The organism is uncultured Campylobacter sp. (genome assembly GCF_937980635.1).
GTDB lineage: Bacteria > Campylobacterota > Campylobacteria > Campylobacterales > Campylobacteraceae > Campylobacter_B.
In genome coordinates this window covers 32,025-45,082 of record NZ_CALJPG010000010.1, presented here as the reverse complement: position 1 = coordinate 45,082, position 13,058 = coordinate 32,025, and the positions used below count along the sequence as shown (strand labels likewise).

The following is a 13,058-nucleotide window of genomic DNA, read 5'->3' as shown; positions in this document are numbered from 1 at the left end:
AGAAATTTATGGCTAGATATACAGGACCGGTTGAAAAATTAGAAAGAAGGCTCGGCGTCGATCTATTTATGAAAGGCGAGAGAAGGCTTGCGGGCAAGAGCGCGCTTTTAAAACGCCCTTACGCTCCGGGTCAGCACGGACAAAGACGCGCCAAACTAAGCGAATACGGCTCACAGCTTCGCGAGAAACAAAAGGCTAAATTTATGTACGGCGTAAGCGAGAAGCAGTTCCGCAGGCTATTTGCCGAAGCGGCTCGCAGAGAGGGCAACACGGGAGCGATTTTGGTTCAGCTTTTAGAGCAGAGGCTAGATAACGTCGTTTACCGCATGGGCTTTGCTACGACTAGACGATTTGCGCGCCAACTCGTTACGCACGGACATATCTTAGTAGACGGCAAGCGCGTCGATATTCCTTCGTACTCCGTCCGCGCAGGACAAAAGATCGAAGTGATCGAAAAGAGCAAAAATAACCCGCAAATTTCAAGAGCGCTGGATCTTACGGCACAGACCGGCATCGTAGCGTGGGTAGATGTAGAAAAAGAGAAAAGATACGGAATTTTTTCTAGAGTTCCAGAGAGAGAAGAAGTTGTTATTCCTGTAGAGGAAAGATTTATCGTAGAGCTTTACTCGAAATAGTAGGTGCTAATATGAGAAAAATCACAACATCAGCTCATATGCCAACTGAAATAAAGGTTGAGAATGTCAGCGAAAATGTTGCTAAAATCATAGCGTATCCCTTTGAAACGGGATATGCCGTCACTCTAGCTCATCCTTTACGAAGGTTACTTTATACGAGCACGGTCGGTTTTGCGCCGACCGCGGTTAAAATCGAAGGCGTAAGCCACGAATTCGACAGCATGCGCGGTATGCTCGAGGATATGGCGGCTTTTATCATAAATTTAAAGGGCTTAAGGTTTAAAATCAAGGGCGATTCCCTACGCGAGGTCGTAGAATACAGCTTCAAAGGACCTAAAGAAATTTACGGCAGCGACCTAAATAACGACGCCGTAGAGATCGTAAATCCAAGCGCTTATCTAGCTACGATAAACGAGGATGCCGATCTTAAATTTACGCTCATCATCGAAAAGGGTATCGGCTACGTCCCAAGCGAAGAGATCAGAGAAAATTTAGACGCTGATTTCATCGCGTTGGATGCGTTTTTTACCCCGGTAACTAAGGCTGTTTACGACATCGAAAATGTCTTTGTAGAGGATAATCCTGACTACGAAAAGGTGGTCTTTACGATCACTACCGATGGTCAGATCAGCGCGATAGATGCGTTTAAAAACGCACTTGAGGCGATGTATCAGCAGCTGGCGGTTTTCAAAGGTATCGTAAATATCAGTGCTGCGGATACTTTCGGTAGAGCGATCCCTGCAAATTCCGAGTTTGCAAAGCTTTTTGAGAGCGTTAGCAATCTAAGCTTAAGCGCGCGAAGCTTTAACTGCCTGGATCGCGCGGATATTAGATTTATCGGCGAGCTAGCGATTATGGAAGAGAGCGAGCTTAAAGACCTTAAAAATTTAGGAAAAAAATCGCTCGAGGAGATCAAAGCCGTAATGGAGGAGATCGGTTATCCTATCGGCAACCAAGAGCTCGGCGATAAAAAAGAGCAGCTAAAACGTAAGCTTGACGAGCTGAAGGCTCAAAGACAAAAGAATGAAGGACAATAAATGAGACATAATCACGGATATAGGAAGCTAGGGCGCACTTCGTCTCACCGTGCCGCCCTGCTTAAAAATTTAACCATCGCTTTAGTTACTAGCGGCAAGATCGAAACTACGCTTCCTAAGGCAAAAGAGCTAAGAAGTTATGCCGAAAAATTGATTACTCGCGCGCGAAAAGGCGACAGCGAGGCGCATAGATTTGTTTTCGCGGCGCTTCAAGATAAGGCTGCGACAAATAAGCTGGTCACCGAGATCGCTCCAAAATATGCAGGCGTAAACGGCGGCTACACTCGCATCATCAAAACCCGCCTTCGCAAGGGCGACGCCGCAGAGATGGCTTATATCGAGCTAATCAGCAAATAAAATTTCGGGATCACTCCCGAAATTTCTTCTATGAAATTTAAAATTCTACTTCCGCTTATTATCATCGCTGCGGGCTTGGCGTGGGCATTGGATAATTACCTTAGTTATAAAAACATCGAAACGATCAACTCTGAAATTTCGCTAAAGCAGGCATTGGGCGGTGAGCAAATTTCTAAAATCCGCGTCTATAAATCCAAACGAATTCTTGAAATTTTAACCTCAAAAGGCGTCGCGAAAAGCTACAAAATCGCCCTCGGACGCGAGCCCGAAGGACACAAAGAAGTTCAAGGCGACGGCAAAACCCCTGAGGGCAACTACACCATAAACGGCAAAAATCCGAACTCGGCGTATCATCTAAATTTAGGCATCTCCTATCCGAATAAAGCCGACGTAGCACACGCAAAATCCCTCGGCAAGAGCGCAGGCGGCGATATCAAAATCCACGGGCTACCGAACAAATTCAGCTACCTAGGGCAGAGTATCGCGGCGTTCGGCGACTGGACGGAGGGCTGTATAGCGCTCGTCAATGACGATATGGACGAGCTTTTTGAACACGTGAAAATCGGCACGCCGATAGAAATTTTACCGTGATTGCACGCGCCTGCGCTAAAATTTCACAGCCGCGATCGATATAAAACGTAGCGTAAATTTCATCTGCGAGCTTCAAAACAATATTCGCCGCCCGGGCTTTTGTAGTCGTGAAATTTACGATTAAACTCGGAGTCTGTTTTTATAAAATTTAATCGTATCGGCGCTTGTCTTAATTAAATTTAGACAGTTCCGCCTTAAATTTTACCTACCGCTCAAAAATTTCATCTCAAATTTAGCCCTCGGTCTGGCTGAAATTTCATCCCAAATTTATAGCGCAAATAGTCTAAATTTAAATATACGCAAGCCCGATGATTTGCATACTTCGTCATTGCGAATGGATAAAATTTTAAAATCGCGGCTCGCCGTTCATGGCGTATAAAATTCTTTGCGATCCATTACGCAAAATCCGCGTCCTCGCGCAAAATTTCAGATTAAATTTCATCCCCGATAAGCCTTTTTTTATCGCTTTTGGATATAATTCGCCAAAATCAAAACAAGGAATTTTAATGATACCATTTACAGACGAAGAGCTTCTAGCCCCGGTACAGGATAGCTTGGAGCTGATCCGTCCGATGCTGCAAAACGACGGCGGCGATATGAAGCTTTTAGGCATAAAAAACGGCGTCGTCTATGTCCGCCTTACCGGACATTGCCACGGCTGCGCGGCGAGCTCACAGACCCTAAAATACGGCGTCGAGCGCCAGCTTCGCATGGATATTCACCCCGAGCTTAGCGTCGTAAACATCCCCGAAGGCGAAGAGTTTGAACTATAAAAAACTGGGGCTAAAGGCGTTTTCGCGCGGAGAATTCGAGCTTGCGAAGCTATATTTTTCGCTCGCCTACGAGAAAAGCGGCGAGGAGGAAATTCTATTTTTGCTTGAACTTTGCCAGACCGCGCTGGCAGACCGCGAAGAGGCGCTTATGCTCTTTGATTTTTACAACCTCAGCCCCAAAACTCAAACTGCGGAGCTTTTTAAAATTTTAAACTCCATCAATGAAAAGATCGCGAACGAAGCGGCTTCTGAACCCGGCGCCGAGGACGAGATTGCAGTCATTGCCTATGCCGATTTTATGCGCGCGGTAGGTCAAAGAGGCTTTAAAGACGCCTTCGAATCGATCATTTTTTCCTCCAAAATCGCCATTTCAGATAAAACCGAGATGATAGAATTTTTAGAAAATTTGATAGAAAACGGCTACTACGAAATGGGGCTTAATTACGTCGAGAGCTCGGCTGCCGCGTATGCAGGCGATGAACGCTTCGAAGCGCTAATGCAAAAAATCAAAAATCATGAAAATACGACTCGAAAATAGCTTTATCACCGATAACTCCGCCGAGTGCGAGGCAGGCTGCTTTTTTATGCGCACGAGCGCGAACGCTAAATTTGAACCAGAAGCGTCGCAAAAAGGTGCGCAGATCATCTCTATCGCGCAAGCAAAGGTGCTTTTAAAGATCGATCCGCGCATCAAAATCGTAGGCATCACCGGTACGAACGGCAAAACGACGACCGCGGCGGCGATCTATTCTACGCTACTGGATCTAGGCTTTAGCTGCGGTCTAAGTGGCACGCGCGGCGCCTTTATAAATGAGCGCAGGATCGACGAAAAGGGGCTTACGACGAGCTCAGTTTTTAAGACGATGAGCTATCTTTACGAAGCCGGCAAGCAGGGCTGCGAGTACTTCGTCATGGAGGTAAGCTCGCATGCGATCGCGCAAAATCGCATAGAAGGGCTAAAATTTGCGCTTAAAATTTTTACGAATTTAAGTCAAGATCATCTCGATTATCACGGCAGCATGCAAGAATACGCTGCGGTCAAGAGCTCATTTTTCGCCGACGACGCGCCAAAGCTCATAAATGCCGATGACGGACATATTAAATTTAACCCCGCAAACGCCCTTACCTACGGCATCAAAAACGCCGCGAGCTTCGGCGTGAGCGGATACGGGCTAAAGGGCGGTATCGACGCGCTCGTGCGCACTCCAAACGGCGATAATGCGCAGCTTCAGAGCGATCTTATCGGCGAGTTTAATCTCTACAACCTTACAGCGGCGTTTGCGGCGGTTAAAATTCTAACCAAGCTGCCGAACGAGGAGATCGCAAAAGCCCTGACAAACTTCGGCGGCGTCGAGGGTCGCGTGCAGATCGTAAATAAAAATCCGCTTGTAATCGTTGATTTCGCTCATACTCCCGACGGCATCGAAAAGGTGCTAAACGCGCTACGCGCAAGCGGCGAGATTATCGCGGTTTTTGGCGCAGGAGGCGATCGCGACCACGGCAAGCGTCCGAAAATGGGCGCTATCGCGGAGCACTTTGCTAAAATTTGCATCGTTACGAGCGATAACCCGCGCAGCGAGGATCCCGACGAAATAATCGAGCAAATTTGCGCCGGTATGTGCCGAAAAGATAAAATTTTAAAGATCGCGGATCGCAAAGAGGCGATCGCGCGCGCGCTAGATCTTGCCAAAAACGGCGAGATGATCGCTATTTTGGGCAAAGGCGACGAGACCTATCAAGAGATCAAGGGCGTGAAGCATCCTTTCAACGACAAACAGGTCGTAAGCGAGCTCGTCGCGGTGCGAGGCGAGTCAAATTTAGACTAAATTTTAAAGGACGGCCGATGAAAATCGAAATTTTATCAAGCAAAATCCACCGCGTGCGCGTGACGGACGCCAACCTAAACTACGTAGGCTCTGTCACGATCGGACCCGAGCTCATCGCAGCCGCAGGCTTGCGAGAGTTTCAAAAAGTCGAAATTCTAAACGTCAATAACGGCGAGCGCTTCGCTACTTACGTGATCCGCGGCGAGAAAAAGGGCGAGATCTGCCTAAACGGCGCGGCCGCGCGCAAAGTCTGCGTCGGCGACGTCGTCATCATCGTAGCCTACGCACAGATGAGCGCCAAAAAAGCAAGAAGCTTTAAGCCTAAAATCGTGCAGGTAAACGAAAAAAACCAAATAACGGAGTAAAGATGTTCGAAGGAATGGATTTTTCGAAAATGGGGCAAATGCTCGATCAGATGCAGGCCAAGGCTAAGCAGATCGAGGAGGAGAATGCGCGCAAGGAATTTACCGTAAAATCGGGCGCGGGCATGATCGCTATCAGGCTAAACGGCGCGGGCGAGGTGCTCGATCTAAGCATCGACGACAGCCTTTTTAGCGACAAGGAAAGCTTACAGATCCTGCTAATTTCCGCGATAGGCGACGCGATAAAACTCGTCGAAAACGAAAAGAAAGGCGCAGCAGCGTCCATGCTAGGAGGGCTCGGCAGCCTAGGCGATCTACTTGGCGATAAAGGCTGAGGCGGTAAATTTGAACAGATCGGTCGGATAAAATTTTAAAATTTTATAGTCTTAGAATTTGCCAAACAGCCGATCGGAGGGTTTAAAATTTAAAAGCGGCGATTGTGACGTGTTTCGATCGTTTGCCTCTGCGCGAACACAAAAGAGATAAAATTTAAACGGTACGCAAGACGCAGCTAAATGTCATAAAACGGGCAATAAAAAGTGCGAGCGCGACAAGTAAAATGAGCGTAAAAACCGATAAATACAAACAAGGTAAAAGCAGCCGAACAAGGGCACAAAAAGCGGCTTTAAAGCCCAACCATGCGATAGGAATTTGATGGATATTTTAGAAAAATTTAAAGACTACTTGAAGCGAAACGAACTGAAGGCGCCGAGCTTTCATCCCTACTTCGAGGAGGCGCTCAATTACATGCTGCAGGCGGGCGGCAAGCATTTTCGCGCGCAGCTGCTACTAGGCGTCGTCTCGGCAGTGGATGAGCGGCGCTTTGAGGGCGCGCTGGCGATCGCGATGGCACTTGAGATGATCCACACCTACTCGCTCATACACGACGATCTGCCCGCGATGGACGATGCGGATCTGCGCCGCGGACGGCCGAGCCTGCATAAAAAATACGACGAGGTCACGGCGATTTTGGTGGGCGATGCGCTAAATACAGACGCATTTTTGATCGCCGCGAACGCAAACCTAAGCGACGAGATTAAGATAAAATGCATTAAAACTCTAGCGCGAAATGCAGGCAGTAGCGGCATGGTACTCGGTCAGGCGATCGATTGCCGTTTTGAAAACAGCCCGTTAAAGCAAAACGAACTTGAGTTTTTGCATCTGCACAAAACGGGCGCGCTGATCGCAGCGGCGTTTGAGCTAGGCGCCATAATCGGCGGGCTAAAGGACGAGCTCGCGCATGAGCTTTATAAAATCGGGCTAAAGCTAGGTCTCATATTTCAGATCGAGGATGATATCATCGACGCTACGGGCGACGAGGCAAGCGCAGGCAAGCCCGTAGGAGCGGATGGCGCGAAAAATTCCTTCGTAAATTTACTCGGTCTTGCGGGCGCAAGGAGCTACAAGCAGCGCCTAATAGACGAGGTAGGCGACGCTATGAGCGGCTATGACGAAAGCCTGCGCGATTTGGTTTTAAATTTGATAGAAAAATACCTGAAAGGATGAAAAATGTCGAGCGAGCAGCTAAGTAAAATTTCAAATACGATCAAATTTCTAAGCGCGGATATGATCCAAAGCGCCAACTCAGGCCATCCCGGCACGCCGATGGGGCTAAGCGACGTAATGAGCGTCTTTATGAGTAAGGTCCGCCACAACCCCAAAAATCCCGCGTGGCTGAACCGCGACCGCGTCGTATTCTCGGGCGGACACGCAAGCGCGCTCGTGTATAGCTACCTCTATCTTAGCGGATATGATTTGAGTATGGACGATCTCAAAAGCTTCAGGCGCCTGCACTCCAAAACCCCGGGCCACCCGGAGATCACCACTCCCGGCGTCGAGATCGCTACCGGACCGCTCGGACAAGGCGTCGCAAACGCAGTCGGATTTGCGATGGCCGCAAAATACGCCGCACATCTGCTCAACGAGGAAGGAAACGATATCATCGATCACCGCGTCTATTGCTTCTGCGGCGACGGCGATCTGCAGGAGGGCATCAGCTACGAAGCGTGCGCGCTTGCAGGCAGACATAACCTCGACAATCTCACGATAATCTATGATTCTAACGGCATCACGATCGACGGTAGCACCGATATCGCCTGGTTTGAGGACGTGAAGGTGCGATTTGAAGCCCAAGGCTTTGAGGTCGCACGCATCGACGGGCATAATTTCGATCAGATAGAATTTGTCCTTGACGAGGTCAAAAATAAAACCAAACCCTACCTCATCATCGCAAACACCACGATCGGCAAGGGCGCGCTCGAGCTTGAGGGCACGGCCAAGACGCACGGCGCGCCGCTTGGAGAGGAGCTGCTTGCGCGCGCTAAGCAAAGCCTGGGCTTTGATCCAGCCCAAAGCTTCGTCGTAAGCGAGGATGTGCTTTTTGCGACGCGCGCCGCGGTTGAGAGGGGCGATTTGGAGGAGCGGCTTTGGAAGGAGAAGCTCGGCAAGCTAAGCGATGAAAAAAGAGCGCTTCTAAACGAGCTTTTGAATCCCGATTTTAGCAAGATAGAATTTCCAGATTTTAGCGGGCTTAAAGTCGCCACCCGCGATAGCAACGGCAAAATTTTAAACGCCATCGCAAACGCAGTACCCGGCTTTTTGGGCGGAAGCGCCGATTTGGCGGCATCGAATAAGACCGAGCTAAAAGGCGGCGGCGACTTTCCGTGCGGCAAAAATTTACACTTCGGCATCCGCGAGCACGCGATGGCGGCGATCGGCAACGCCTTTGCGAGATACGGGCTTTTCATCCCGTTTAGCGCGACGTTTTTTATCTTTAGCGACTATCTCAAAACGGGTGCGCGACTCGCGGCGCTGATGGGTTTGCGACACTACTTCGTATTCACGCACGACAGTATCGGCGTAGGCGAAGACGGGCCGACGCACGAGCCTATCGAGCAGCTTAGCACCTTCCGCGCGATGCCAGACTTCTACACCTTCCGCCCCGCAGACGGCAACGAAAACGTAAAATGCTGGCGAACGGCACTTGCTCTGAATGCGCCCGCGGCGTTCGTCTGCTCACGTCAAGGGCTTGAGCCGCTACCTAAGGCGGTTTTAGGCGACGTGCAAAACGGCGCGTATCTGCTAAGGCAGAGCAAAGAGGCGCGGATCACGCTCATCGCAAGCGGTAGCGAGGTCTCGCTCTGCCTAAAAGCGGCGGCGATCCTGCAAGAGCAAGGCATCGGCGCAAACGTCGTCAGCGCGCCGTGCTTCGAGCTTCTGTGCGAGCAGGACGCTGACTATCTGGCGCAAATCCTGCAGGCGCAAACCAAAATTTTAGCCGTCGAAGCCGCAAGCGCGCTTGAGTGGTATAAATTTGCAGACGCGGTACACGGCATGCAAAGCTTCGGCGAGAGCGGCAACGCGAGCGAGCTATTTAAGCTTTTCGGCTTTACCGACGTAGCGATCGCTAAGCAGGCCAAAGAGCTTTTAGAGTAGTAGCGGAAAGGGTAAAATTTGAGCGAAAAAATCAAAATTTCGTATTTAGACGGATTTAAAATTTACGGGTTAAAAGCCCGCACAAAAAATGCGGACGAGCTAGACGGGAGCGGTAAAATTCCCGCGCTGTGGGCAAAATTTATGAAAGAGTGCTATGACGGGCAGAGCGAGATTTACGGCGTCTATTATGATTACGAAAACGGCGCTGACGGGCTTTACGATATCTTTATCGGTACCAAAGCGCCCCGCGGTAGCAAAGCCTTGGAGATCAAAAGCGGCAAATACGCCATTTTTAGCTTTCCAAATGAGCCGCAAAACGTAGCAAAGTTTTGGGGCAAAATTTGGAGCTTTTTTGAGGCCGGCGAACTAAAAAGAACGTTTGGAACAGATTTTGAGTTTTACGGTGGAGACGAGATCAAAATTTTTATCTCGATTTTGTAGGGCGGCGCATGAAATTTATAAACGGCGAGTGATTTTTCGCCGCCGCGACGATGAGCTTTTGCGTAAAATTTCAATCTAAAGGGAGAAAATGGCTCAAATTTCAAACGAGGAGCTTATCAAAACGGCTTGCGATATGATAAACGCCAAACGCTCGGCGCAGCGTATCCGAGGGGAGAAACTCATACGCAAGCACGCTCTTACTGCACTTGGCAAGCAGCTTTACGCCGCATTTTTGCGCGAGCTGAAAGACGCGCGTACGTGGGAGGTCAAAAGCGAGATGCTAAAAGCGCTAGGCGTGATAAGTTTCACCGCGGCTCGGGCGAGATCGAAAAGATCGTAGCGCGCAATCTACCGCAGGAGGCCGTCACGCCCAGCGCCGAGTGCGCGCTTGCGATGCTTAGACGATCGTATAAAAACGACGCGAGCGAGATCATAAGGCTGCTAAAGACGGGCTCATACTCCGCCCTCATCGGTGCGGTAACGGCACTAACGGGGGATCAGATGATACCTTGCAAGGCTGAAATTTTAGAAATTTTAAAACTTACGAAGGACGCTCACAAGCACAAAGATAGGCAGGGCTCGGAGTTTGGACGGAGGGTCCGAGGACCTACGTAGCCGCGGCGTGCGCGAACTGGCTAGGCGGTAGCGAGGCGGTACGGCAATGGCTGCATCACTGCAAGCTCACCGCCGTGTATCGCAACAGCTTCGGCGAGGAGCGCGTGGATCTACGTCTTATCCAGATTTGCGATCTGGCGCTGAAGGGGAAATTTCCAAAAGCCTATGTCGGTTTTTGAAAACAGGTTTTGAAATTTTGGGTTCAAATTTCATTGCCGAGGCTAGCAAAGCTAACCAAGCGCGCAAAGGAGGAGCGGATTTTCAAATTATCCTCGCGCCGCGAAAAGCCGCGTTAAATTTAGCTCGTAGCGCAGACCTTTCGGTGGCAAATCTCTCGCAAGCTTTTTGCTCGCCGAATTTGGCTCGTTAATTTAGCGGCTCGCCGTTCGGTCCTGCATACGGGCTGCGTCGTTGCGCGGTGTTTTGAAATTTCTTACCGTCCAGCCTAAAATTTCTTGCCGCTTAACCATACCCGTGCCGCATAGCTCCTCGTAATTTTTGCCGCCGCTGCGATAAAATTTGCCCGCAAGGTGCTAAAATTTCTTGCTCGCAAGAGCCGCACAGAGCGTAAAACGCTACTACTTTATGAAATTTCATCCATAAAGCGGTAAAATTCCGTGCCCAAAACTACGCGCACGAAAGCAAATTTTATGCCCAAAGCCGCGCCGGGTCGTACCTTAAGCCGTGGATTTAAAACGAAATCTAAATTTGCGCCGTTAAATTTCAACCTCCGTCCGCAAAATCAGGCGAAATTTTACGCGGAATTTCATTTTTAAATCTGTTATTAAGCCATTTTTGGCTTAAATTACGTTTTCATTCGGGTAGATGTCCGAGCGGTCGAAGGAGCGCGCCTCGAAAGCGCGTAAGGCGTCAGCCTTCTAGGGTTCGAATCCCTATCTACCCGCCATCCATTCAAATTTCACCCAATACTTTGGAGTTAAGATGAGCAATAAACTCCTTTCGATGAGCCTGCAGGAGCTGTGGCGGCTCTTTCCGATACGTCTCGTGCCGCACGATCCGCGCTGGAGCGAATATTTTAGGCAGGAGCGCGAAATTCTGCGCGGGCTGCTGCGAGATCATGGCGAGATCAAGATCCACCATATCGGCAGCACCGCAGTAAGCGGTATCTGGGCCAAGCCGATCGTAGATATTTTGATCGAGTGCTCGGATATAGCTGCCGCCAAACGGCGCCTGATAGACGCGGGCTATCTGCTAATGAGCGAAAACGAGAGCCGCTGTAGCCTAAATAAGGGCTACAGCGAAGCGGGATTTGCCGAACGCGTTTTTCACGTGCATCTGCGAAATTTCGGCGATGCGGACGAGATATTTTTTAGAGATTTTTTGCGAGCGAATGCGGATATCGCCGAGCGGTATGAGGCGCTTAAATTAGAGCTTTGCAAGCGGTTCGAGTTCGACCGCGACGCCTACACTGCGGCAAAAAGCGAATTTGTGCTTAAGCTTACGCGCATTGCTAAAGAAAATTCAAAGTAACCGCGCAAATTTATCCTCTGCGTAGAAGCCCGCTCGCCAAGAGAGATAAAAATGGCTAAATTTTATAAACAAAAACTGATAGATAGTGCCGCACATTGCAGATTAGTTTTTATAAAATTTTGATCGTGATTTAAATTTATATGGCAGCCGTCCAGCTATCGACAGATAAAATTTTACAAATCCAGCTAGCAGCGAAGTCGCTCATAAAATACCGTATAACCGTATCGCACCAAAGCTAAGGCTCATCCCCGCACTTCGGTACGGGTTTAAATTTAGAACTTATGCGCCGCAAATTTTAAACATCCCGCTAAAACATCGGCTCATAAATCCGCCAAATTTAAAGCTGCAAAATTTTAAAATTCCTCGCCGCTAGCTAGCCGCGCAAATTCCGCACCGAACGCTTAAATTTAATGATCGCTCTTCAGCCCCGCGCCGCAAAGCGGGATGATGCTATCTCCCTGCAGATCGCGGCTTTCTTTGTAGCGCAGATACGCCGCGTAGGTAGCCGCGGTCGTGTGCTCGACGTAAAATCCGCCACGCGCAAGAGCCGCTCTGGCAGGCAGTATGTCGCTCTCGCTCGCCAAGATCACCTCGCGCTCGCCAGCGTAGCTAGAGCCGAGAATTTCAGCTGCGCGCATCGGTCTTGCGATCGCGATGCCCTCCGCTAGCGTCGGCTGCGGCTCTATTGCGCGCGCCGCACCTTTGGCGTCAAAAAGCGGAGCGCAACGCTCGCTCTGAACGATGAAAATTTTCGGCAGCGCCTCGATAAGACCGCCCTCATATAGCTCGCCTAGCGCCGCTTGAGCGCCCAGCAGCAACGTGCCGTTGCCCACGGGGATGAAGATATTGCGCGGCACCCTGCCCAGCTGCTCGTAGATCTCATAAATGTAGCTCTTCGTGCCCTCGTAAAAGATCGGATTATAAACGTGATTGGCGTAATAGATCTGCTCCTGTGCGGCCTTTTTGCGGCACGCGTCCGCCGTCTCGTCGCGACTGCCGTCAAATACAGTGACGTGCGCGCCGTGGCTTTTGATCATATCGATCTTTTTAGGCGACGTACCCTTCGGGACGTAAATTTCACACTCGATGCCCGCGCGAGCGCAGTACGCCGCCACGGCGTTGCCTGCGTTGCCGCTGGAGTCTTGCAGCACCTTTTTTACGCCGATATTTTTGGCATGCAGCACCAAAACCGCCGCGCCGCGATCTTTGAACGAAAGCGTAGGCATCGCGTAATCGAGCTTAAGATAGAGATTTTCGCCGAATTTTACGCTCGCCGTAAGCCCCTCGCCCATCGAAATTTCTCTAAATTTAGCCGTGTCGATACCCATAAACCTGCGGTATCTAAAGATGCTAAACTCGCTCTGATCTACGAGCGCGGGATTAAATTTAGGCGCGTCGGAGTTTAGCTTATACAGCCCGCCGCAGTCACATTTATAGTGCAGAGTATCGATGGGCGCGTGCTTGCCGCAGCTCGTGCAGATGAAATCGCTCATTG

At 49.9% G+C, this 13,058-nt stretch carries 17 protein-coding genes and 1 tRNA gene; 16 read left to right on the top strand and 2 right to left on the bottom strand.

Features of this window, described 5'->3' with window-relative positions; genetic code table 11:
* Positions 1-8 precede the first annotated feature (8 nt).
* The 14 genes from rpsD to Q0460_RS02280 all read left to right on the top strand — a co-directional run bounded on the left by rpsD (position 9) and on the right by Q0460_RS02280 (position 10,072).
* Entirely contained in the window at positions 9-635 is a 627-nt protein-coding gene (gene rpsD / locus Q0460_RS02345) for a 30S ribosomal protein S4 (RefSeq protein WP_005869858.1), read from the top strand.
* Positions 636-646: 11 nt separating this feature from the next.
* Positions 647-1,672, top strand: a complete 1,026-nt coding sequence (locus tag Q0460_RS02340; protein WP_177387178.1) for a DNA-directed RNA polymerase subunit alpha — start codon at positions 647-649, stop codon at positions 1,670-1,672.
* Positions 1,673-2,029, top strand: a complete 357-nt coding sequence (rplQ, locus tag Q0460_RS02335) for a 50S ribosomal protein L17 (protein ID WP_005869862.1) — start codon at positions 1,673-1,675, stop codon at positions 2,027-2,029.
* A 30-nt stretch (positions 2,030-2,059) separates the two neighbouring features.
* Complete coding sequence (locus Q0460_RS02330) at positions 2,060-2,620, top strand: L,D-transpeptidase family protein (RefSeq protein WP_299084350.1); 561 nt, start codon at positions 2,060-2,062, stop codon at positions 2,618-2,620.
* 506 nt (positions 2,621-3,126) lie between these two features.
* On the top strand, positions 3,127-3,393 hold the full coding sequence (locus Q0460_RS02325) for a NifU family protein (RefSeq protein WP_005869869.1): 267 nt from the start codon (positions 3,127-3,129) through the stop codon (positions 3,391-3,393).
* Positions 3,383-3,931 carry a histidine kinase gene (locus tag Q0460_RS02320; RefSeq protein ID WP_298026507.1) on the top strand — a complete coding sequence of 183 codons (549 nt, stop codon included), beginning with the start codon at positions 3,383-3,385 and terminating at the stop codon, positions 3,929-3,931. Before Q0460_RS02325 ends, Q0460_RS02320 begins: the two co-directional genes overlap by 11 nt.
* The gene (locus tag Q0460_RS02315) at positions 3,909-5,219 is read left to right on the top strand and encodes a UDP-N-acetylmuramoyl-L-alanyl-D-glutamate--2,6-diaminopimelate ligase (RefSeq protein WP_299084343.1); all 1,311 of its coding nucleotides are present in this window, start codon (positions 3,909-3,911) and stop codon (positions 5,217-5,219) included. Before Q0460_RS02320 ends, Q0460_RS02315 begins: the two co-directional genes overlap by 23 nt.
* A gap of 17 nt (positions 5,220-5,236) precedes the next feature.
* On the top strand, positions 5,237-5,584 hold the full coding sequence (gene panD / locus Q0460_RS02310) for an aspartate 1-decarboxylase (RefSeq protein WP_299084340.1): 348 nt from the start codon (positions 5,237-5,239) through the stop codon (positions 5,582-5,584).
* Between the two features lie 2 nt (positions 5,585-5,586).
* Positions 5,587-5,916, top strand: a complete 330-nt coding sequence (locus Q0460_RS02305) for a YbaB/EbfC family nucleoid-associated protein (protein WP_299084337.1) — start codon at positions 5,587-5,589, stop codon at positions 5,914-5,916.
* 319 nt (positions 5,917-6,235) lie between these two features.
* Entirely contained in the window at positions 6,236-7,087 is an 852-nt protein-coding gene (locus Q0460_RS02300) for a polyprenyl synthetase family protein (RefSeq protein ID WP_299084334.1), read from the top strand.
* A 3-nt stretch (positions 7,088-7,090) separates the two neighbouring features.
* Positions 7,091-9,016, top strand: coding sequence for a transketolase (gene tkt / locus Q0460_RS02295; RefSeq protein ID WP_299084330.1), 1,926 nt, complete (start codon positions 7,091-7,093; stop codon positions 9,014-9,016).
* A gap of 30 nt (positions 9,017-9,046) precedes the next feature.
* Positions 9,047-9,457 carry a GyrI-like domain-containing protein gene (locus tag Q0460_RS02290; RefSeq protein WP_367178650.1) on the top strand — a complete coding sequence of 137 codons (411 nt, stop codon included), beginning with the start codon at positions 9,047-9,049 and terminating at the stop codon, positions 9,455-9,457.
* 88 nt (positions 9,458-9,545) lie between these two features.
* Positions 9,546-9,797, top strand: coding sequence for a hypothetical protein (locus Q0460_RS02285; protein WP_299084325.1), 252 nt, complete (start codon positions 9,546-9,548; stop codon positions 9,795-9,797).
* Entirely contained in the window at positions 9,716-10,072 is a 357-nt protein-coding gene (locus tag Q0460_RS02280) for a hypothetical protein (protein ID WP_299084323.1), read from the top strand. The genes Q0460_RS02285 and Q0460_RS02280 overlap by 82 nt, the downstream gene beginning before the upstream one ends.
* Positions 10,073-10,655: 583 nt before the next feature.
* Here Q0460_RS02280 and Q0460_RS02275 read toward each other — a convergent pair.
* Positions 10,656-10,799: a hypothetical protein gene (locus Q0460_RS02275; RefSeq protein ID WP_299084320.1), complete on the bottom strand. Its 144-nt coding sequence runs from the start codon at positions 10,797-10,799 to the stop codon at positions 10,656-10,658.
* 92 nt (positions 10,800-10,891) lie between these two features.
* Here Q0460_RS02275 and Q0460_RS02270 point away from each other — a divergent pair.
* Together Q0460_RS02270 and Q0460_RS02265 are read left to right on the top strand one after the other, a co-directional pair.
* Positions 10,892-10,979 (top strand) — tRNA-Ser (locus Q0460_RS02270).
* A gap of 35 nt (positions 10,980-11,014) precedes the next feature.
* Positions 11,015-11,563 (top strand): GrpB family protein, encoded by a 549-nt coding sequence (locus Q0460_RS02265; protein ID WP_299084318.1) that lies wholly within the window; start codon positions 11,015-11,017, stop codon positions 11,561-11,563.
* A 407-nt stretch (positions 11,564-11,970) separates the two neighbouring features.
* Here the strand turns inward: Q0460_RS02265 and Q0460_RS02260 are convergent, their stop codons facing one another.
* On the bottom strand, positions 11,971-13,056 hold the full coding sequence (locus Q0460_RS02260; protein ID WP_299084315.1) for a threonine synthase: 1,086 nt from the start codon (positions 13,054-13,056) through the stop codon (positions 11,971-11,973).
* Positions 13,057-13,058: the final 2 nt, after the last annotated feature.

Excerpts from the sequence above, each read along its gene's own strand:
- Q0460_RS02305 (WP_299084337.1), top strand. The coding sequence starts at position 5,587 with ATGTTCGAAGGAATGGATTTTTCGAAAATGGGGCAAATGCTCGATCAG.
- Q0460_RS02265 (WP_299084318.1), top strand. The coding sequence starts at position 11,015 with ATGAGCAATAAACTCCTTTCGATGAGCCTGCAGGAGCTGTGGCGGCTC.
- Q0460_RS02315 (WP_299084343.1), top strand. The coding sequence starts at position 3,909 with ATGAAAATACGACTCGAAAATAGCTTTATCACCGATAACTCCGCCGAG.
- rpsD (WP_005869858.1), top strand. The coding sequence starts at position 9 with ATGGCTAGATATACAGGACCGGTTGAAAAATTAGAAAGAAGGCTCGGC.
- tkt (WP_299084330.1), top strand. The coding sequence starts at position 7,091 with ATGTCGAGCGAGCAGCTAAGTAAAATTTCAAATACGATCAAATTTCTA.
- Q0460_RS02300 (WP_299084334.1), top strand. The coding sequence starts at position 6,236 with ATGGATATTTTAGAAAAATTTAAAGACTACTTGAAGCGAAACGAACTG.
- Q0460_RS02325 (WP_005869869.1), top strand. The coding sequence starts at position 3,127 with ATGATACCATTTACAGACGAAGAGCTTCTAGCCCCGGTACAGGATAGC.
- Q0460_RS02285 (WP_299084325.1), top strand. The coding sequence starts at position 9,546 with ATGGCTCAAATTTCAAACGAGGAGCTTATCAAAACGGCTTGCGATATG.
- Q0460_RS02340 (WP_177387178.1), top strand. The coding sequence starts at position 647 with ATGAGAAAAATCACAACATCAGCTCATATGCCAACTGAAATAAAGGTT.
- Q0460_RS02260 (WP_299084315.1), bottom strand. The coding sequence starts at position 13,056 with ATGAGCGATTTCATCTGCACGAGCTGCGGCAAGCACGCGCCCATCGAT.
- rplQ (WP_005869862.1), top strand. The coding sequence starts at position 1,673 with ATGAGACATAATCACGGATATAGGAAGCTAGGGCGCACTTCGTCTCAC.
- panD (WP_299084340.1), top strand. The coding sequence starts at position 5,237 with ATGAAAATCGAAATTTTATCAAGCAAAATCCACCGCGTGCGCGTGACG.
- Q0460_RS02330 (WP_299084350.1), top strand. The coding sequence starts at position 2,060 with ATGAAATTTAAAATTCTACTTCCGCTTATTATCATCGCTGCGGGCTTG.